The organism is Herbiconiux gentiana (genome assembly GCF_024978135.1).
GTDB lineage: Bacteria > Actinomycetota > Actinomycetes > Actinomycetales > Microbacteriaceae > Herbiconiux > Herbiconiux gentiana.
In genome coordinates, this window is record NZ_JANTEZ010000004.1 from 111,474 (window position 1) to 130,260 (window position 18,787).

Annotated in this window: 18 protein-coding genes and 1 tRNA gene; 9 read left to right on the plus strand and 10 right to left on the minus strand. The window is 72.6% G+C overall.

Features of this window, described 5'->3' with window-relative positions:
* Positions 1-13 precede the first annotated feature (13 nt).
* Positions 14-808 (minus strand): transglutaminase-like domain-containing protein, encoded by a 795-nt coding sequence (locus NVV95_RS10930; RefSeq protein ID WP_259486580.1) that lies wholly within the window; start codon positions 806-808, stop codon positions 14-16.
* An 88-nt stretch (positions 809-896) separates the two neighbouring features.
* On the opposite strand from NVV95_RS10930, the gene NVV95_RS10935 reads away from it, so the two are divergent.
* Positions 897-972 (plus strand) — tRNA-Arg (locus tag NVV95_RS10935).
* A gap of 25 nt (positions 973-997) precedes the next feature.
* Here the strand turns inward: NVV95_RS10935 and NVV95_RS10940 are convergent.
* Together NVV95_RS10940 and NVV95_RS10945 are read right to left on the minus strand one after the other, a co-directional pair.
* A complete protein-coding gene (locus tag NVV95_RS10940) occupies positions 998-2,332 on the minus strand; it encodes a C40 family peptidase (RefSeq protein ID WP_259486581.1) in 1,335 nt (444 codons plus the stop codon).
* 153 nt (positions 2,333-2,485) lie between these two features.
* Positions 2,486-3,241 (minus strand): gamma-glutamyl-gamma-aminobutyrate hydrolase family protein, encoded by a 756-nt coding sequence (locus NVV95_RS10945; RefSeq protein WP_259486582.1) that lies wholly within the window; start codon positions 3,239-3,241, stop codon positions 2,486-2,488.
* 133 nt (positions 3,242-3,374) lie between these two features.
* On the opposite strand from NVV95_RS10945, the gene NVV95_RS18395 reads away from it, so the two are divergent.
* The 5 genes from NVV95_RS18395 to NVV95_RS10970 all read left to right on the plus strand — a co-directional run bounded on the left by NVV95_RS18395 (position 3,375) and on the right by NVV95_RS10970 (position 9,308).
* Positions 3,375-5,528, plus strand: a complete 2,154-nt coding sequence (locus NVV95_RS18395) for a TPM domain-containing protein (RefSeq protein ID WP_269909046.1) — start codon at positions 3,375-3,377, stop codon at positions 5,526-5,528.
* Between the two features lie 100 nt (positions 5,529-5,628).
* Positions 5,629-6,375, plus strand: coding sequence for a PspA/IM30 family protein (locus tag NVV95_RS10955; protein WP_259486583.1), 747 nt, complete (start codon positions 5,629-5,631; stop codon positions 6,373-6,375).
* Positions 6,376-6,415: 40 nt separating this feature from the next.
* On the plus strand, positions 6,416-7,279 hold the full coding sequence (locus tag NVV95_RS10960; RefSeq protein ID WP_259486584.1) for an arginase family protein: 864 nt from the start codon (positions 6,416-6,418) through the stop codon (positions 7,277-7,279).
* A gap of 137 nt (positions 7,280-7,416) precedes the next feature.
* The gene (locus tag NVV95_RS10965; protein ID WP_259486585.1) at positions 7,417-8,862 is read left to right on the plus strand and encodes a dihydrolipoyl dehydrogenase family protein; all 1,446 of its coding nucleotides are present in this window, start codon (positions 7,417-7,419) and stop codon (positions 8,860-8,862) included.
* 59 nt (positions 8,863-8,921) lie between these two features.
* Positions 8,922-9,308, plus strand: coding sequence for a Fe-S oxidoreductase (locus NVV95_RS10970; protein WP_259486941.1), 387 nt, complete (start codon positions 8,922-8,924; stop codon positions 9,306-9,308).
* 7 nt (positions 9,309-9,315) lie between these two features.
* Here NVV95_RS10970 and NVV95_RS10975 read toward each other — a convergent pair whose 3' ends face one another.
* The 6 genes from NVV95_RS10975 to NVV95_RS11000 all read right to left on the minus strand — a co-directional run bounded on the left by NVV95_RS10975 (position 9,316) and on the right by NVV95_RS11000 (position 13,884).
* Positions 9,316-9,702, minus strand: a complete 387-nt coding sequence (locus NVV95_RS10975; RefSeq protein ID WP_259486586.1) for an SIP domain-containing protein — start codon at positions 9,700-9,702, stop codon at positions 9,316-9,318.
* 85 nt (positions 9,703-9,787) lie between these two features.
* Positions 9,788-11,230 (minus strand): amidase, encoded by a 1,443-nt coding sequence (locus NVV95_RS10980; protein ID WP_259486587.1) that lies wholly within the window; start codon positions 11,228-11,230, stop codon positions 9,788-9,790.
* Positions 11,231-11,239: 9 nt separating this feature from the next.
* Positions 11,240-11,830, minus strand: coding sequence for a GNAT family N-acetyltransferase (locus NVV95_RS10985; RefSeq protein WP_259486588.1), 591 nt, complete (start codon positions 11,828-11,830; stop codon positions 11,240-11,242).
* Positions 11,831-11,861: 31 nt separating this feature from the next.
* Positions 11,862-12,530, minus strand: coding sequence for a uracil-DNA glycosylase (locus NVV95_RS10990; RefSeq protein ID WP_259486942.1), 669 nt, complete (start codon positions 12,528-12,530; stop codon positions 11,862-11,864).
* A 74-nt stretch (positions 12,531-12,604) separates the two neighbouring features.
* Positions 12,605-13,336, minus strand: coding sequence for a type 1 glutamine amidotransferase family protein (locus NVV95_RS10995; protein WP_259486589.1), 732 nt, complete (start codon positions 13,334-13,336; stop codon positions 12,605-12,607).
* Entirely contained in the window at positions 13,333-13,884 is a 552-nt protein-coding gene (locus NVV95_RS11000; RefSeq protein WP_259486590.1) for a phosphoribosyltransferase, read from the minus strand. Before NVV95_RS11000 ends, NVV95_RS10995 begins: the two co-directional genes overlap by 4 nt.
* 58 nt (positions 13,885-13,942) lie before the next feature.
* On the opposite strand from NVV95_RS11000, the gene NVV95_RS11005 reads away from it, so the two are divergent.
* Entirely contained in the window at positions 13,943-15,418 is a 1,476-nt protein-coding gene (locus NVV95_RS11005; RefSeq protein ID WP_259486591.1) for an MFS transporter, read from the plus strand.
* A gap of 3 nt (positions 15,419-15,421) precedes the next feature.
* On the opposite strand, the gene NVV95_RS11010 is transcribed toward NVV95_RS11005, so the two are convergent.
* Positions 15,422-16,195: an SDR family oxidoreductase gene (locus NVV95_RS11010; RefSeq protein ID WP_259486592.1), complete on the minus strand. Its 774-nt coding sequence runs from the start codon at positions 16,193-16,195 to the stop codon at positions 15,422-15,424.
* A 56-nt stretch (positions 16,196-16,251) separates the two neighbouring features.
* Here NVV95_RS11010 and NVV95_RS11015 point away from each other — a divergent pair, with 56 nt between their 5' ends.
* Complete coding sequence (locus tag NVV95_RS11015) at positions 16,252-17,334, plus strand: acyltransferase family protein (protein WP_259486593.1); 1,083 nt, start codon at positions 16,252-16,254, stop codon at positions 17,332-17,334.
* Between the two features lie 71 nt (positions 17,335-17,405).
* Complete coding sequence (locus NVV95_RS11020; RefSeq protein WP_259486594.1) at positions 17,406-18,731, plus strand: bifunctional o-acetylhomoserine/o-acetylserine sulfhydrylase; 1,326 nt, start codon at positions 17,406-17,408, stop codon at positions 18,729-18,731.
* Positions 18,732-18,787: the final 56 nt, after the last annotated feature.

Consider the following 18,787-nt stretch of genomic DNA (forward strand, 5'->3'; position numbering starts at 1 on the left):
GGGCGACGGATGCTCAGCCGAGCTGCACCAGGCGGTCGAGGTCGTCGTTCGGCAGCACGTCGACGACGGCCGAGACCTCGAGGCGATCGAGCCGGAGGTAGCCGCCGTGATTGGTGAGGAACGCCGTGTCGCTCGCGTCGCGGCCGGTCGCGATGCGCAGCAGCGAGTCGCGGGGCGCGAGGGTCGTCGCGTCGACCACGTGCCACTCGCCGTCGACGTGCGCCTCGGCGACCGCGTGGAAGTCCATCGGGTAGAGGCCGGGGGCGTAGACCGAGACCAGCCGGGCCGGCACGTTGAGGGCGCGCAGCAGCGCGATGACGAGGTGGGCGTAGTCGCGGCAGACGCCCTGGCGCAGCAGCAGCGTCTGCACGGCGCCGTCGGTGGGAGCGCTGGAGCCGGGCACGTAGCTGAGCTCCTCCCCCACCCAGGAGCTCACCGCGGTCAGCAGGTCCCGGCCGGCCAGCCCGCGGAACTCGGCCTGCGCGGTGGGCAGCAGGGTGTCGCTCTCGCAGTACCGGCTGGGGCGCAGGTAGCGGATGAGGTCGACCGTCTCGGTCGGGGCGGGCACCGAGCGACCCTCCGCCGTCGCCTCGTAGCGGGCCGAGAAGCTGCCGGGCTGCACGTCGAACACGTGCAGGCGGGTGCCGTGCTGGTCGAGCACGGTCTCGAACTCGACCGGCTCGCCGTCGAGGCGGTACTCGATCACCTCGCGCGACAGCTCGGCGCCCTCCGCGGCGGCGATGGAGAAGACGACGGTGGTGGCGCGGTCGATCGTGGCGTCGATCGCGGCGGTGACGGAGCGCTGCATGCGTCGTTCCTCCCGGGTCGGTGGGGCGTGGCGGTGGGGCGTGGCGGAGATCGCGGCCATCGCCTGCTAATCTGTTCAGGCACCCCGGGCCCCCATAGCTCAGGGGATAGAGCGTCTGCCTCCGGAGCAGAAGGCCGTAGGTTCAAATCCTACTGGGGGCACCATCACCCGCAGCACGGCTGCGTCGGCCTAGACGAGGCGCACGAAGTAGTAGCTGCCCCAGAGTCCGGTGGCGTGCGTGACGTAGCGGCCCCAGTCGGGCGAGTGGATGACGCCGCCCTGGCCGTCGTAGATGCCGATGTGCGCCCCGGGCCACACGACGAGGTCGCCGGCCTGCGCATCCTGAGCCGAGACCCGCACGCCCATGGCGGCCTGGTTGCTCACCATGCGGGGCAGCGAGATGCCGAACTGGCCGTAGACGTACTGGGTGAGCCCGTCGCAGCCGAAGGAGTCGTTGGGGTCGGCGCCCCAGCCGTAGGGCACCACGCCGACGAACTGCTCGGCGTAGGCGACCACGGCGGCACCGCTGTAGGACTGCGCGGGCGGGCTGACGACGATGCCGCCGCCTCCCCCGCCGCCGCCGCCGGACGACCCGCCGCCCCCGGACGAACCGCCGTCGTCGGAGCCGCCGCCCGACGAGCCGCCGGCGCCGCCGCCGCCGCCACCACCGTTCTGGGCGGCCTCCTCCGCGGCCTGCCGGGCCGCCTCCTCGGCGGCCGCGGCGGCGGCTGCCGCCTGCTCCTCGGCGATGCGGCGCTGGCGCTCGGCCTCGACACCCGCGGTGTACTGGGCCTCGGTGACGTCGGCCGCGTTCTTCAGCACCTGCACCTGCACCGTGAGCTCGGCCTGGTGCGCCTCCTGCTCGAGCAGGGCCGACTGCACCGCCTTCTGCGCGTCGACCGCCGACTGCAGCGAGACCTTCGCCGCGTCGGCGAGCTTCTGCAGCTCCGCCTCGGCGACCTCCGCCTGCTCGGTGAGCGACGTCGCCGTGTTCTGGTCCTGCTTGGCCGCGGTGAACACCTGCTGCGAGGTCTCGGAGAGCTTGGACATCGTGCCGAGCTGGTACAGCAGGTCGTCGCTGCCCGAGCCCGAGACCATCAGCTGCGAGGTGAGGTCGTTGCCGGCGCTCCGGGCGAACTGCGCGGCGAGGCCGGCGGCGCGCTTCTTCGACGCCTCGGCGTCGGCCGCGGCCTGGTCGGCCTGGGCCTTCAAGGTCTGGGCGGCGCGGGTCTGGGCGGCGAGGGCATCCTGAGCGGCCTTGTCGGCGACCCAGGCCTCGGCGGCGGCGGCCTTGGCCTGGTCGACCTGGGTCTGCAGCCCCGCGATCAGACCCTCGAGTTCGGCGACCTTCGACTGCGTGGCGCTCTGGCTGGCGCGGGCGGCGACCACGTCGTTCCACGAGGGGTAGTCGGTGGCGGAGGCCGGCGAGGCGATGAGGACGCTCGCGCAGATCGCGGCGGCGGTCGCCAGGGCGGCGACGGCGGACGCGCGGCGGCGTCGGGCGGGCGTGGTGTCGAGCGGCATCGTGGAGACCTCTGATGATCGGGTGACGCATCGATGGAGGAGACCTCATCGGTCACTCCAGTAACACGCGCAACATCAAGAACTTCGGTCACTCTAGCAACACGCCGTCGCCAATGACACCCCGGGGCCGGGGTCGGGCGTAGGGTGCGGCGCTCAGGCCGCGACGGCGACGGCGCGCGCGGGCTCGGTGACGACCGCCAGCAGGGCCCCGAACTGGCCGTCGACGGCGCCCGGGTCCTCCGGGTGCCACTGCACGCCGAGCACCGGCGCGTCGCGGTGGGCGATCGCCTCGACGAGTCCGTCGTCGGCGACGGCGACGACCTCGAGTCCGCTGCCCAGCCGGGCCACGGCCTGGTGGTGGGCGCTCTGGGTCGACACGACACGGCCGAGCCGGCCGATCAGCGATCCGGCGATCGCCGTGCCGGCGGTCAGCTGCACGTCATGGGTCGACATCACGCGCTCGATCGGCTCGCCGTCGCGACGGTGGGCGGAACCCTCCCCCAGGTCCTGGAGGAGCGTGCCGCCGAGCGCGACGTTGATGATCTGATGACCCCGGCAGATGCCCAGGAGCGGCGTTCCGCGGTCGACGGCGCGACGCGCGAGCAGGATCTGCGCCTCGTCGGCGCGCTCGGCGTGCCGACCCTCGGCGCGGTAGCCGCGGGCGGCGCCGTAGTACTCCGGGGCGATGTCCTCGCCGCCGAGGAGCACCACCGCGTCGGCGGCGTCGGTGCGCGCGAGGGTCTCCCCGACCGGCACGTCCTCCGCCGCGACCACGTCCACGGTCCAGCCTGCCGCCTGCGACACCGCGACCGCGCGACGCATCAGCATCGTCGAGTACGCGTGGTACTCCGGCGCGTGCGGCCGGTGGGCCGTCACGGTGACGATGCTGAGGCGGCGGTCGGTGGTCATGCGTCCATCCTGTCGAGCGGGGGCGGGCCATGCATCCGCTCGTGTCACGCGGCGCAACACAGGGGATTCGGCGCCGGCGACGGATGCGACGGGTTCCTGGCGGCGGAGGCGGCTCCCTCCTAGACTTCAGGCAATGAGACAGACCCGCCCGGCCCGCCACGACGCGCGCCCGCCGCACCGCCACCCTGGTCATCTCGGGCGTGCACGGGTGGGCGCGGCCCTCGCCGCGATCGCCCTGGCCGCACTCGTGCTGGTCGGGCCCGCCCAGTCGGCCCTCGCCGGCGACCCGGTGTCGCTCGACGGCCGCTACGTCGTCGACGAGGCCGGGGTGCTCGGCGGCTCGACCGCCGAGGTGCAGGACGCCATCGACACGCTCGCCACCGAGCAGGGCGTCAACCTCTTCGTGGTCTACACCGAACGCTTCGAGAACCCCGCCGACCGCCAGCAATGGGCCACCGAGACCGCCCAGCTGAACCAGCTCGGCACGAACGACGTGCTGCTCGCCGTGGCCGTCGACGACCGGCTCTACCAGCTCTCGGTCGACGCCGGTTTCCCGCTCGACGACCAGCAGCTGCAGAGCATCGAGACCGACGACATCGTTCCGCAGCTGAGGAACGAGGACTGGGCGGGTGCCGCCGTCGCGGCCGCGCAGGGGCTGGACGGAGCTCTCGGGGGCAGCGGCGGTTCGGGCTCCTCCTCCGGCAGCGGCGCGGGCGGCGGCGGCGGCCTGTTCGGCGGCCTCGTCTGGGTCGTCGCGATCCTCGTGGTCCTGCTCGTGGGCGCCGTCGTGATCGCCCTCGTGCTGCGCCGGCGCCGCACGCTCGACAAGGCCGTCACCGCCCAGGTGCAGGCGGCAGGCCCCAGCCAGAAGGAGCTCGACCAGAAGGTCGGCGCCCTGCTGGTCGAGCTCGACGACGCCGTCACCTCCAGCACCGAGGAGCTCGGCTTCGCCGTGGCGCAGTTCGGCGCCGAGACCACCGCGCCCTTCCAGACCGCCCTGACCGAGGTGAAGACCGAGCTGTCCCGCGCCTTCACCATCAAGCAGAAGCTCGACGACGCCGTGCCCGACACCGCCGTAGAGCGCCGGGCCTGGTCGCTCGAGATCATCGACATCTGCGAGAAGGCGGATGCCCGGCTCGACTCCCAGGCCGCCGCCTTCGACGCCCTGCGCGACGTCGAGCGCGACCCCGCTCCGGCCCTCGCCGAGGCGCGCACCGAGCTCGCCGACTCCGAGACCGCGGCCCCCGAGGTGCGGGAGCGCCTCGCCACCCTGGCGCAGAGCTACGACCCCGCCGCGCTCGGCACCGTGGAGGGCAGCGCCGAGCAGATCGAGAAGCTCCGGCAGTTCGCCACCGCCCAGCTCGGCGAGGCCGAGCAGGCGATCGCCGCCGGCCGTTCGGGTGAGGCGGCGGTGCAGATCCGCGCGGCGCGTCAGGCGTCGACCCAGGTGCGCACTCTCGCCCTCGCCGTGCTGACACTCGAGAAGAACCTGCGCGAGGCCTCCGCGGGTCTCGCGGCCGCGGTCGCCGACGCCGAGTCCGACGTCGCGGCCGCCGCGCAGCTCGAGGCGAGCCGGCCGGGCACCGGGATCGCCGGGCTCGTCGCGGCCGTCACCGTGGAGCTCGAGCGGGCACGCACCGCCGGGGCCCGCGACCCCCTCAACGCCCGGCAGGCCCTGGAGCGTGCCGACGCGCCGCTGGATCAGGCCCTGGCCGCCGACCGCACCGAGCGCGAGCGTCAGTCGCGCATCCTGGCCCAGCGGGATCGGGCGATCAGCTCGGCCGAGAGCCAGGTCGCGTCGACCCAGCAGTTCCTCGAGACCCGCCGCGGCGCCGTCGGGCCGGATGCGCGCACCCGCCTCTCGGAGGCCCAGCGCCACCTGGACCAGGCCCACGCCCTGGCGACCACCGACCCCGAGGGCTCGTTGCGCGAGGCGACCTCGGCCTCCGAGCTCGCCACCCGCGCCGCGGCGTCGGCCCAGCAGGACGTCTCGTGGGCGCAGTCGGGCCAGGGCAGCTGGGGCACGGGGGGCAGCTGGACCTCGAGCGGGAGCCGGCAGAGCGGCGGCGGAGACGACTTCGGCGGGGCACTGCTCGGCGGCATCATCGGCAGCATGCTCGGCGGGGGCGGCGGCGGACGCTCGTCGTACCGCGGAGGCTTCGGCGGCGGCTCGTCACGCGGCGGCGGGTTCGGCGGCTTCGGCGGCGGGGGCGGAGGCGGCAGCCGTCGCTCGAGCGGCGGCAGCTTCGGCGGCGGAGGCCGGCGCGGCGGGGGCGGCCGCTTCTAGCCCCGGCCCACGACGACCGCATCGGGACCACGACCCCACGGGCCCACGACCAGACTCAGCAGTACCCACAATCCATCGGCACCATCATGAAGGAGACAGGATGTCCAAGCAGTCCATTTTCGGTCGCATCGCGCAGCTCGCGAAGGCGAACATCAACGCGCTGATCGATCAGGCCGAAGACCCCCAGCTCATGCTCGACCAGCTCGTGCGCGACTACACCACGAACATCGCCGACGCCGAGAGCGCCATCGCGCAGACCATCGGCAACCTGCGCCTGCTCGAGGACGACCACCGCGAGGACGTCGCGGCCGCCTCCGACTGGGGTCGCAAGGCCCTCGCCGCGAGCCAGAAGGCCGACGAGTTCCGCTCGGCGGGCAACACGGTCGACGCCGACAAGTTCGACGCCCTCGCCAAGGTCGCGCTGACCCGTCAGCTGCAGTCCGAGAACGAGGCGAAGGACGCCGAGCCCTCGATCGCCAGCCAGACCGAGTCGGTCGAGAAGCTGAAGTCGGGCCTCGCCGCGATGAAGGAGAAGCTGAACCAGCTGAAGTCCAAGCGCGACAACCTCGTGGCCCGCGCCAAGACCGCCGAGGCGCAGAGCCAGGTGCAGAACGCGCTGAAGAACATCGACGTGCTCGACCCCACCTCCGACCTCGGCCGCTTCGAGGAGAAGATCCGCCGCGAGGAGGCCCGCGTGCGCGGCCAGGAGGAGCTCAACGCCTCCAGCGTCGACTCCCAGTTCGAGAGCCTCGAGGACCTCGGCGAGCTGACCGAGGTCGAGGCGCGGCTCGCCGCGCTGAAGGCCGGCTCGGGCAGCTCCACCCCCGCCGTCACGAGCGGCGAGTAGGCCCGGCGATCGCGATGGGCGGGCAGCGGGGGCGGGCACGATGAGCGCCACCTTCGTCGTCGTGCCGAGCTGGCAGGGCTCCGGCTCGAGCCGGGCCATGCGCCTCATCGACGGCGCGGAGGCGGTGCGCGGCGACCTGCCGGCCGCCGCCACCCGCGTCGTCGAGGTGCCCCAGGGCGCCGGCGAGTCGCTCGACACCGGGGTGCACCGCTTCTCGTCGATCTCCGCGATCGCCCAGGCGACCGAGGCCGTGCTGGCCGAGGCGCCCGGCACCCCGATCGTCGTCGGCGGCGACTGCGGCGTCGAGTTCGCCGCCATCCGGCACGCCGCCGCGGTCGCCGCCCGGCGCTCGCCCGACGCCCGGCTCGCCGTGGTGTGGTTCGACGCCCACGCCGACCTCAACACACCCGAGAGCTCCCCCTCGGGGGCGTTCCACGGCATGGTGCTGCGCGCACTCCTCGGCGGCGGGCCGGTCGCGCTCTCCGACCCGTCCGGCGCGGGCTCGGCCGGCGTCGTGCTCGAACCCGCCCAGGTGGTGCTCGCGGGGGCCCGCGCCCTCGACGACGCCGAGGCCGAGTACGTGGCCGAGGCGGGCATCCGGATGCTCGCGCCCACCGAGCTCGCCGACCCCGCCGCCCTCGTCGAGAGCCTGACCGCCTCGGGCGCCACCGAGGTCTACCTGCACGTCGACCTCGACGTGATCGACCCGGGCGAGATCGAGGGCGTGCAGTTCCCGGAGCCGTTCGGGCTGCCGGTCGCGCAGCTCGTCGCCGCGATCCGGGCGGTGCGCGAGCGGTTCCCGCTGACGGGTGCCGGCATCACCGAGTTCGCGCCGTCGACCCCCGAGGCGGCGGTCGACGACCTGCCCGCCATCCTCCGCATCGTCTCGGCGCTCGTGCGCTAGCGACCGCGAGACCCGCGCCGCCAGCGCAATCCGCGCCACCCGGGCGATCCGAACCACCCGCACCAGCCGCGGAATCCGGATCACCCGCACCACCCGCACCACCCCCCGACTCGACCCGAGAAGCACCAGGAGCAGCAGTGACCAAGGACTACGACCTCATCGTCATCGGAGCCGGCGCCGTCGGCGAGAACGTCGCCGACCGCGCCGCGCAGGGCGGCCTGTCGGTCGCGCTCGTCGAGGCAGAACTGGTGGGCGGCGAGTGCTCCTACTGGGCCTGCATGCCCTCGAAGGCGCTGCTGCGCGCCGGCGAGGTGGTGCGCGCCGCCCGTGCCGTCGGCGGAGCGAAGGAGGCCGTGACCGGCGACGTCGACGCCGCCGCCGTGCTGGCTCGCCGCAACTCGTTCACGAGCGACTGGAACGACAGCGGCCAGGTCGACTGGGTTAAGGGCGCCGGCATCGACCTCGTGCGCGGCCACGCCGTGCTCACCGGCGTCAAGCAGCTCACCGTGACCGCGGCCGACGGCAGCACCACCGAGCTGAGGGCCACCCACGCGGTCGCGATCTCCACCGGATCGGTCGCCCTGCTGCCCGACATCCCCGGCCTCGCCGAAGCCGCACCGTGGACGAGCCGCGAGGCGACGAGCTCCCAGACCGTCCCGCCGCGACTCGCGATCGTGGGCGGTGGCGTGGTGGCCGTCGAGATGGCGACCGCCTACGCCACGCTCGGCTCGAGCGTCACCCTCGTGGCCCGCAGCGGCCTGCTGGCGAACCTCGAGCCCTTCGCAGGCGAGCTGGTGGCGGATGCCCTGAAGGAGCTCGGCGTCTACCTCCGCCTCGGCGACTCCCCCGAGCGCGTCGAGCGCGGTGACGACGGCGTGGTGCGCACCACCCTCTCCGACGCCGGCACGATCGAATCGGAGGAGATCCTCGTCGCCACCGGGCGACTCCCCCGCACGGGCGACCTCGGCCTCGAGACCGTCGGGCTCACCCCCGACGAATGGCTCGACGTCGACGACACGATGCTCGTGCTCGGCTCCGACGGCGCCCCGCTCGAGGGCGAGTGGCTCTACGCCACCGGCGACGTGAACCACCGGGCGCTGCTGACCCACCAGGGCAAGTACCAGGCCCGGGCCGCCGGCGACGTGATCGTCGCGCGCGCGAAGGGCGAGCCGGTCGACGACGCGGCCTGGGGCCGGCACGTGGCCACCGCCGACCACCGGGCGGTGCCGCAGGTGACCTTCACCGACCCGGCCGTGGCCTCGATCGGTCTCACCGCCGAGGCGGCCGAGAAGGCGGGCCTCACGACGACCGTGGTCGACTACGAGATCGGCAGCGTCGCGGGTGCGGCGGTGCACACGGACGGCTACACGGGCACGGCGCGCATCGTGGTCGACGACGACCGCCAGGTGATCGTGGGCGCCACCTTCGTGGGCCCCGACGTGCAGGAGCTGCTGCACTCGGCCACCGTCGCCGTGGTGGGCGAGGTGCCGCTGAAACGGCTCTGGCACGCGGTGCCGTCGTATCCCACGATCAGCGAGGTGTGGCTGCGCCTGCTCGAGGGCTATGGACGGAAGAGCGCATGAGCGACGCCGGGAGCGCTGAGGCGCTGGCGACGACCGGGGCGGCACCGGGCGGCCCGATCATGGAGCGGGTGCGGCGCATCCTGTACTACCCGCCGCTCGCCCGCGCCGGCTACCTCTACGCCACCGGTGTCGCGGCGACGCTCGGCACGCTGCTCGGCACCGGCCGGGTGCGCCGCACCGACGACGGCCTGATCGTCTGCACCGGCCTGCCGAAGTGGGCCTTCAAGCGGGGCGGCACCTGCGTGGGGGGTGTCTACCTCACCGACGGCAACGACGCTCCGCACGTGCTGACGCACGAGGCCGTGCACCGCCGGCAGTGGCAGACGTACGGGCTGATGTTTCCCGTGCTGTACGCCCTGGCCGGCAGCGATCCGCTGCACAACCACTTCGAGATCGAGGCGGGCCTGGAGGACGGCAACTACCTGCCGAGGCGCCGAAAAGGCTGAAAGAGATTCAGACGGATACGTGCTCGGCGGGAACCGCCTGACCGAGCCAGACGCAGATCTCGTCCCCGTCGAACTCGGGCTCGCCCGTCGACATCTCGCCGATCCAGGTGGAGACCGCGCGGCCGAGGGCCTGACCGGGCGCACACGCCAGGCCGGTGCCCATGGCGCCGCTGCGTACGTCGCGCGGCAGCCAGGTGACCGTGACGCGCTCGGGCGTCGCGATCGGATCGATCTCGGCGGCGGTCGGAACCTCGACGAAGACCTGGCCGCGGGCGCGGTGGCCGAGCGTGGCGACCAGGGCGCGGATGGCGTCGAGGTCGGCCTCGGTTCCGGCGAGGAGCACGCGGCCGGTGGCACGGGAGACGAGGGTGGCGTCGGAGGCGATCGAGTACATGTCCTGATGAGTATAGGCATGCCTTACTTAGGATTGCCACACCTTCGGCGATCCCCCAGGATGATCGGCCTCCCGCGGTGGTCGCTCACCACTGCGGCGGGTGCACCCGTCCCCAGCGCAGCCGGCGCTCGAGCTGCGTGCTGAGCGCCAGCAGGGTCGCCTCTCCCCCGGGTCGTCCGATCATCTGGGCTCCCATCGGGATGCCGTCGGCCGTGCGGTGCACCGGGAGCGTGATCGCCGGCAGCCCCGCCACGTTGACGTAGGAGGTGAAGGGTGCGTACTCGACCTGCTGGGCGAAGTTCCGTTCCCCGTCCTTCTGGTCGTACCAGCCGACCGGGCGCGGGGTGAGCGCCAGCGTCGGCGTCAGCACGGCGTCGAAGCGGTCGAACTGGCGCACGATCGAGCGCTCGAAGCGCGACAGCGTCGCCAGGGCCGTCACCAGCTGCGCGGCGGGCAGCGCCCGCCCGCGGTGCATCAGCCAGCGGGTGAGCGGCTCGAGCAGGTGCTCCGTGCTGTCGTCGGCCGGCAGGGTGGAGGCGCCGGCCTGCCAGATCGTGCGGAACGCGGGCCCGTACTCCGGCGCCGGTTCGAGCGCGAACTCCTCCACGCCGTGCCCGAGCGAGGCGAGCGTGTCGCGGGCGACGGCCAGGGCATCCGTCGCCGCCTCGTCGAGCCGGATCTCCTGCACCAGCTCCCAGGGTGTGCTCGTCGTGACCCCGATGTTGAACCGGCCCTCGCCGCGCACCGCGGCACCGAGGAAGAGGCCGTCGTCGTGGGCGGGCGGCCGCAGCGTGTGGGTGTGCCGGATGCGGTCGCCGGTGCGCTCGATCATGCCGTCGAGCAGCAGCGCCGCGTCGACGACCGTGCGGGCGATCGGGCCGGCGACGGGCAGCCCGGCCAGGGAGTCCTGCCCCGACCCCGCCGGCACGAGGCCGCGCGAGGGCTTCAGCCCGACGAGACCGCAGGCGGCCGCCGGGATGCGGATCGAGCCCCCGCCGTCGGATCCGGGGGCGAACGGGAGCAGCCCCGCCGCGACGGCGACGGCCGCTCCCCCGCTGGAGCCGCCGGCGCCCAGCGCGGTGTCGTAGGGGTCGCGCGCCGGCGGGGCCACGCTCGACTCGGTGTAGCCCGTGAGCCCGAACTCCGGGGTCGCCGTCTTGCCGAGGCTGATCGTGCCGGCACCGTCCAGCTGCAGCGCGAGCTCGTCCGACTCCTCGGGCACGAACTGCTCGAACAGCCGCGAACCGAACGTCGTGCGTACGCCCGCGCGCCGCACGAGGTCCTTGTCGGCGAGCGGGAGGCCCCAGAGCAGCGCGGTGCGGTCGTCGGAGGCATCGAGCATCCGGGCCCGTTCGCGTGCCGCCTCGGCCGTGACGGTGTGGAAGGCGCCGAGCGACGGGTTCCACCGCTCGATCCGCGACAGGTAGTGGTCGACGAGCTCGAGCACCCCGAGCTCACGGCGCTGCAGCAGCCGGTACAGCTGCAACGCGCCCAGGTCGTGCAGCTCGGTCGGCGGTCGATCGGCCATCGACCGCGCCTACTTCAGCGACTTCTGCAGCAGCACCGTGCCGAGCCAGTGACCGAACTTGAAGCCCACTCGGCCGAGCCGGCCGACCTCCTTGAAGCCGAAGCGCTCGTGCAGGGCGATCGAGGCGTCGGCGCCCTGGTCGGCGATCACCGCGAGCATCTCCTTGATGCCGGCCTTCTTCGAGCGGTCGATCAGCTCGCCGAGCAGCACCGTGCCGAGGCCCTTGCCCGTGGCCGCCGGCCCGAGGTAGATCGAGTCCTCGACGGTGCGGCGATAGGCCGCCTTCTGCTTCCAGGCCGACACGTAGGCGAAGCCGAGCAGCGTTCCGCTCGGTGAGACGGCCACGATGAAGGGGTAGTTCTGCTTCTGCGTCCAGGCGAACTTGTGCCGCCACTCCTTCAGCGTCATCGCGTCCTCGTCGAAGGTCACGACGGTGTTGGCCACGTAGTGGTTGTAGATCTCGCGGATGTACGGAAGGTCGGTGGCCACCGCATCCCGCAGCTCGTACTCGAACGGCACCTCGAGCGGGGGCTTCTCGGTGCTGGCGGGGCGCAGCTCACGGGGCAGCGTGCGGCGCGGCTGGTACTCCTCTTCCAACATGCGGTTCAGCCTACCGAGCGCGGGCCCCGGCTCAGCGCACGGTCCAGTCGACGGGTGCGGCGCCCTGCTGCTCGAGCAGCGCGTTCACCCGGCTGAACGGCCGCGAGCCGAAGAAGCCCCGCGAGGCCGACAGGGGGCTCGGATGCGCGGACGAGACCACGGGCACTCCTTCGAGCATCGGCTCCAACCGGGCCGCGTCCCGCCCCCAGAGCACGGCGACCAGCGGCGTGCCCCGCCCCGCCAGCACCCGGATGGCGTGCTCGGTCACCTCTTCCCAGCCCCGACCCCGGTGGGAGCCGGGCTCGCCGGGCCGCACGGTCAGCACCCGGTTCAGCAGCATCACGCCCGCCTCGCCCCACGACGAGAGATCGCCGTGCTCGGCGGGCGGCAGACCGAGGTCGTCGTGCAGCTCGCGGTAGATGTTCGCGAGGCTCCTCGGCACCGGGCGCACGTGGCGCTCGACCGCGAACGAGAGGCCGATCGGATGCCCGGGCGTCGGGTACGGGTCCTGCCCCACGATGAGCACCCGCACTCCGGCGAGCGGCGCGCGGAAGGCCCGCAGCACGTCGTCGCCGGCCGGGAGGTAGGGGCGGCCCGCCGCGGTCTCGGCGCGCAGGAAGTCGCCCATCGCGGCGATCCTCGGGGCGACGGGGGCCAGCGCATCCGCCCAGCCCGCGTCGATCAGCCCGTGCTCGGCCAGCTCGGCGAGCGAGTGCCCGGGCGGGGGCGACGACGCGGGCGACGGCTCGTGCCCGCGCGGCTGCCGGGTGTCGCTCACGCCCGGTCGGTGCCGGCGGTCGACACGCGCACGCTGCCGGTGTCGGGGGTGACCTTCCAGACGCTGCCGCGGCCGACGACCCGCAGGGGGCCCTCGCCGATCACCAGGCCCGTGTGCTCGTCGATCGCCACGCCGCCGTCGACGAGCCCGGCCTCGGTCGCCGCGATCAGCCGCGACACCGAACCCCACTGCGCGGCATGCACGTCGACCGCGAGGTCGATCAGGCCGAGGCCCTCGGCGACGGTGAGCTGCTCGAGGTCTTCCGAGGCCTCCTCGGCGCCGATCTCGACCTCGTCGATCTTCCAGCCGCCGACGATGGCGCGCTCGGCGACGATCGCGGCCCCGGCCGAGAAGCCGAGGTAGGGAACACCCGAGGCGACGAGACGCCGCAGTTCGAGGAAGGAGGGCGCCAGCGACGTGCGGTAGGCGGGGGTCAGCCCGCCCCAGACGACGATGCCGTCGACGTCGGCGAACGCGGCCGGCGCGATGGGGGCGTTCTCGGGCGCCAGCACGGCGACCGGCTCGATCTTGCCGAGCTGCTCGAACACGGTGACGAGCTCGGCGTACTTCTCGGGGGCGTCGCCGTCGCGCACCAGCACGATGGCCAGGCGGGCGCCCTCGAGCTTGCCCGCCGCCTCGGCGTGCGCCGCCAGTTCGTCGAAGAACGGGCGGTAGACCGCCCCGTCGTCCTCGACGGGCCAGCCGCCGCCGATGAGGTGGATGCTCACGCTTCGAGCGACCGCTCGTCGCCCACCGGCGGGTGCGCCGACCACGGGAACACGATCCAGCGATCGGTCGTCTTCCAGTGGAAGTCGGGCGCGATCACCGAACGCGGCTTGATGTAGAGGGTGGCCGACTTGACGGTGATGTCGACCTTCTCGAGCAGCTCGACCACGAGGGCGAGCGTGCGCCCGGAGTCGGCCACGTCGTCGACGAGCAGCACGTTCTTGCCGATCAGCGGCTCGTTGTCGAGCAGCGGCGGCAGGATGATCGGCTCGGGCAGGGTCTCCTCGACGTCGGAATAGAACTCCACGTTCAGGCTGCCGCAGCTCTTCACGCCGAGCGCGTAGGCGAGAGCTCCGCCCGGGATCAGGCCGCCGCGGGCGATCGCGATCACGAAGTCGGGCTCGAAGCCGCTCTCGACGATGTCGCGGGCGAGCGAGCGTGACGCGTCGCCGAACTCGAGCCAGCCGAGCACCTCGCGCTCCGGAGCGGCCGGGGCGGCCGGGGCGGCCGCGGTGTCGTCGAGGGCGAGGTCGTCTGAGGCCGAATTCATGGAGGCAACGCTATCGGTAATCCGCCCGCGCGGACGACCCGGCCGCTAGCATCCGTTCATGACCCGAGCCGCCGCCCCCGCCGCCCCGTCCGCCCGCGGCGCGCTCGGCGTCTCGGCGTCGCTGATCGGCTTCCTGTTCGCGGTCGAGCTGACGAGCGGGGTGCTGCAGGGCTACTACGTGCCGCTCATCTCCGACCTGGTGCAGCACCTCGGCATCCGCGACGCCGACTTCAACTGGTTCGAGGCGGCTCAGCTGCTGCTCTCGGCCCTCGTCGTGCCGGTGCTGGCGAAGCTCGGCGACATGACGGGGCACAAGCGGATGCTGCTGGTCGCCACTGTGGTCACCGCCGGCGCGAGCTGGTGGCTCGTCGTCGCGGGCGACTTCACGAGCTTCCTGGTGGCCTGGGCGCTGCAGGGCTTCTACGTGGTGTGGCTGCCGCTCGAGGTCGCGCTGATCTTCGACCGCGGGCGCCGCACCGGCCGCGCGGCCTCGCAGACGAGGCGCGCGGCCGGGCTGCTCGTCGTGGCGCTGGAGACCGGCGCCATCGTCGGCGCGCTGGCGGGCGGGGCCGTCTTCACCGCCCTGGGCGGCGACGTGGGCCTGACGCTGATGATCCCGGCGATCGCCGTCACGCTGGTGTTCTTCGTCATCCTGTTCGGGGTACCCGAGTCGGTGCCGGAGCCCGGTCGACGCAGCCTCGACGTGGTGGGCTTCACCCTGCTCACGATCGGGCTGCTCCTGATCACGAGCGGCCTCACCTTCCTGCGGGTGAACGGCCCGGGCACCTGGTGGGTCTGGGTGCTGATGGCCGCCGGGGTGCTGGCGTTCATCCCGTTCGGCCGCTGGGAGCTGCGGCAGGATGACCCGGCGATCGATCTGCGGGTGCTCCGTCAGCCCTCGATGTGGCCCGTGCAGCTGACGGCCGGCCTCGTGGGCATCAGCCTGCTCGGCGCGCAGGCGCCTCTCAGCACCTTCGCCGGCACCGATCCGTCGAACGGCTACGGGCTCGGGCTCGCCGCGACCAGCCGGTCGATCCTGATCGGGGCGTACCTGCTGGCGATGATCGTCGGAGCCGTGCTGTTCCCAATGGTCTCGCGGCGGTCGAGCCCCCGGGTGGCGCTGATCGCGGCCACCTTCCTGGTGGCGAGCGGCTACGCCCTGTTCCTGCCGTTCCACCAGGAGACGTGGCAGGTGGTGACGAACATGATCATCGCCGGCCTCGGCTCGGGGGCACTCGTCGGAGCCCTGCCGGCGGCGGCCGCGGCGGCAGCGCCGGCGGGCCAGACGGGCATCGCCGCCGGGCTCACGAACACGACCAAGACGATCGGCGGATCGTTCGCCTCGGCCGTGTTCGCCGTGGTGCTGTTCCACGGGGCGTCGACCGCGGTCGGGGCCACCGCCTCGAGCCTCGAGGGTTACCTCGTGGTCTGGGCGATCTGCGCGGGCGGCGCGCTGGCGGCGGCCGTGCTCCTGTTCTTCGTGCCGAAGCTCGCCTTCGCCGATCCGGTCGCCGCGCCCGTCAGCTCTCCCTGACCGTCAGCTCTTCTTGACCGTCAGCTCGCCGCGCGCGATCTTGTGCACCGCCGACTGGGCGACCGGCTTCACGACCACGAGGTCGAGACTGACGTGCGCGGGCATGCCGAGCATCATCGCGATGGTGGCCGCCACGTCGTCGGCGCTCAGCGGGTCGGGCACGTTCTCGTAGACCGAGTCGGCCCGCTTCTGGTCGCCGCGGAAGCGGTTCAGCGAGAACTCCTCCGTCTTCACCATCCCGGGCGCGATCTCGAGCACGCGGATCGGCTCCCCGCTCAGCTCCAGCCGCAGCACGTCGACCATCGAGTGCACCGCGAACTTCGCCGCGTTGTAGCCGCCGCCGCCCTCGTACGACACGTGCCCGGCGATCGAGGACACGGTGAGGATGTCAGCCGAGCCGCCCGGCTCCACCGAGGAGCGCAGCAGCGGCAGCAGCGCCGAGGTCAGCCGCTTCACCGCCAGCACGTTGATCTCGAACATCCACCGCCAGTCGTCGGCGTCGCTGTTCTCGACGCTGTCGAGGCCCATGGCGCCGCCGGCGTTGTTCACGAGGGCGGTCACACCCCCGGTCGAGGCCAGGAAGTCGCGGAGCGCCTCGATGTCGGCCGCGTCCGTGAGGTCGGCAGTGAACACCTCGCAGCCGGTCTCCGCGGCCAGCTCCTCGAGCCGGTCGGCCCGCCTCGCCACGCCGACGACCTTCCAGCCGTCGTGCTGCAGCCGACGGACCGTCGCCGCCCCGATCCCCGAACTCGCCCCTGTGACAACCGCGCGCTTCATCAGCGAACCTCTCCGACCGGGACCGCCCCGGTCCCTTCCGTGCCTACAAAGGTAGTGTGACGAGGGTGACTCAGCCCGCCACCCCCGCCGAGACGGCGCCGTCCCGGCCGAAGCGGGTCCCGCTCTGGGACAACGCGCGCTTCATCGCCATCCTGCTCGTGGTGGTCGGTCACGCCGTCCTCAAGCTGATCGCCGAGTCCGACACCGCCTACGGCGTCTACCTGTTCATCTACGCGTTCCACGTGCCGGTCTTCGTGGCGGTGGCCGGCTACTTCGCCAAGGCGGATGCTCCGGGCCCGAAGCAGCTGCGCCGCATCGTCACCGACCTCGTGCTGCCGTACCTCATCTTCGAGACGATCTGGTCGGTCATCCACTCGATCGTGGCCGGCTCCCTGCTGTTCGACTACGCGATGCCGTCGTGGACGCTGTGGTTCCTGCTCGCGCTGATCATCTGGCGGGTCAGCCTGCCCTACCTCGCCCTGCTGAAGCACCCGCTGCTGATCGCCGTCGTCATCTCGGTGGCCTCCGGTTACCTGCCCGCCATCGGCGGGGTCTTCGCCCTCGACCGCACCCTCACGCTGCTGCCGTTCTTCGTGCTGGGCTGGCGGCTGCGGCAGCTCCCGCTGACCGCGATCTGGCTGCGGGCGTCAGCGCGCACCGTGATCCTGGTGCGGGCGGCGGCGATCGCGGTCTTCGCCGCGGTGGCGCTCGTGATCGCACTGAACGTCCCGGTGCTCCGCGAGATCAAGCTCAGGCGGTTCCTGCTGTTCCAGGAGGCCTACCCGACCTTCGGCTACGACGAGTGGTGGGCCGGGGCGGTTCGGCTCGGCGTGATCGCGCTGGCGGGCATCCTGGTGTTCGCCTTCCTGGTGCTGATGCCCCGCAGCGCGACCTGGTTCTCCCCGCTCGGCCAGGCGACCATGTACGTCTACCTGCTGCACTCCTTCGTGCTCTACCCGATCCGCGAGTCGGGCGTTCTGAGCGGGCCGCAGAACGACCTGCTGCTGGTCGGGATGATCGTGTTCAGCATCCTCCTCACCCTCGTGCTGGCATCGAAGCCGGTGCGCCGCGTCACCCGGCCGCTCGTCGAGCCGCGCGCCCGGTGGCTGTTCGTTACGCCCCGCGTCGCCCGCGATTGATCGCCCCGGCGCCCCGGCCGTACTCTCTCAGCAACCAGATCCCCCCGACCTTCGACCTCGAGGAAGACGTCATGAGCGACACCGCAGCGAACTGGAAGTTCGAGACCAAGCAGATCCACACCGGCGCACAGCCCGACCCGACCACGAACGCCAGGGCCACGCCGATCTACCAGACCACCTCCTACGTCTTCAACGACGCCGACCACGCCAAGAACCTGTTCGCCCTGGCCGAGTTCGGCAACATCTACACGCGCATCCACAACCCCACGCAGGACGTGGTGGAGCAGCGGGTGGCCGCCCTCGAGGGCGGCACCGCAGCCCTGCTCGTCGCCTCGGGCCAGGCCGCCGAGACCTTCGCCGTGCTGAACATCGCCCAGGCGGGCGACCACATCGTCTCGTCGTCGTCGATCTACGGCGGCACCTACAACCTCTTCAAGTACACCCTCGCGAAGCTCGGCATCGAGACCACCTTCGTGGAGGACCAGGACGACGCCGAGGAGTGGCGCCGCGCCGTGCGCCCGAACACGAAGCTGTTCTTCGCCGAGACCATCGGCAACCCGAAGATCAACATCCTCGACATCGCCCTCGTCTCGGGCGTCGCCCACGAGAACGGGGTGCCGCTGATCGTCGACAACACGATCGCCACGCCCTACCTCATCCGCCCGTTCGAGCACGGCGCCGACATCGTCGTGCACTCCGCCACCAAGTTCCTCGGCGGGCACGGCACCGTGATCGGCGGCATCATCGTCGACGGCGGGCGGTTCGAGTGGTCGAAGAACACCGAGAAGTTCCCGGCGCTCACCGAGCCCGACCCCTCGTACCACGGCGTCAGCTACACGGGCGCGCTCGGCGACCCGATCGCCTACATCATCAAGGCGCGCGTGCAGCTGCTCCGCGACCTCGGCGCGTCGATCGCTCCGGCCAGCGCATGGCAGCTGATCCAGGGCATCGAGACGCTGTCGCTGCGCATCGAGCGGCACGTGCAGAACGCCCAGGAGATCGCGGAGTGGCTCGACTCGCACCCCGACGTGGCCTCGGTCTACTACGCCGGCCTGCCGTCGAGCCCCTGGTACGCGGCCGCGAACCGCTACGCGCCGAAGGGTGTCGGCGCGGTGCTCAGCTTCGAGCTGAAGGGCGGCGTCGAGGCGGGCGCGCGTTTCGTGGAGAGCCTGTCGCTGTTCAGCCATCTGGCGAACATCGGCGACGTGCGCTCGCTCGTCATCCACCCGGCCTCGACCACGCACTCGCAGCTCACGCCCGAGCAGCAGCTCACCGCCGGTGTGACCCCGGGTCTCGTGCGCCTCTCGGTGGGCCTGGAGAACATCGACGACCTCAAGGCCGACCTCGAGTCGGGCCTCGAGGCCGCGCGCCAGGTGGTCGCGGCGAACGCCGTCTGACCTGATCGCCCGTCACCGGATGCCCGGTGACCCTCCGGGGGCCCGGTGCGCGTAAC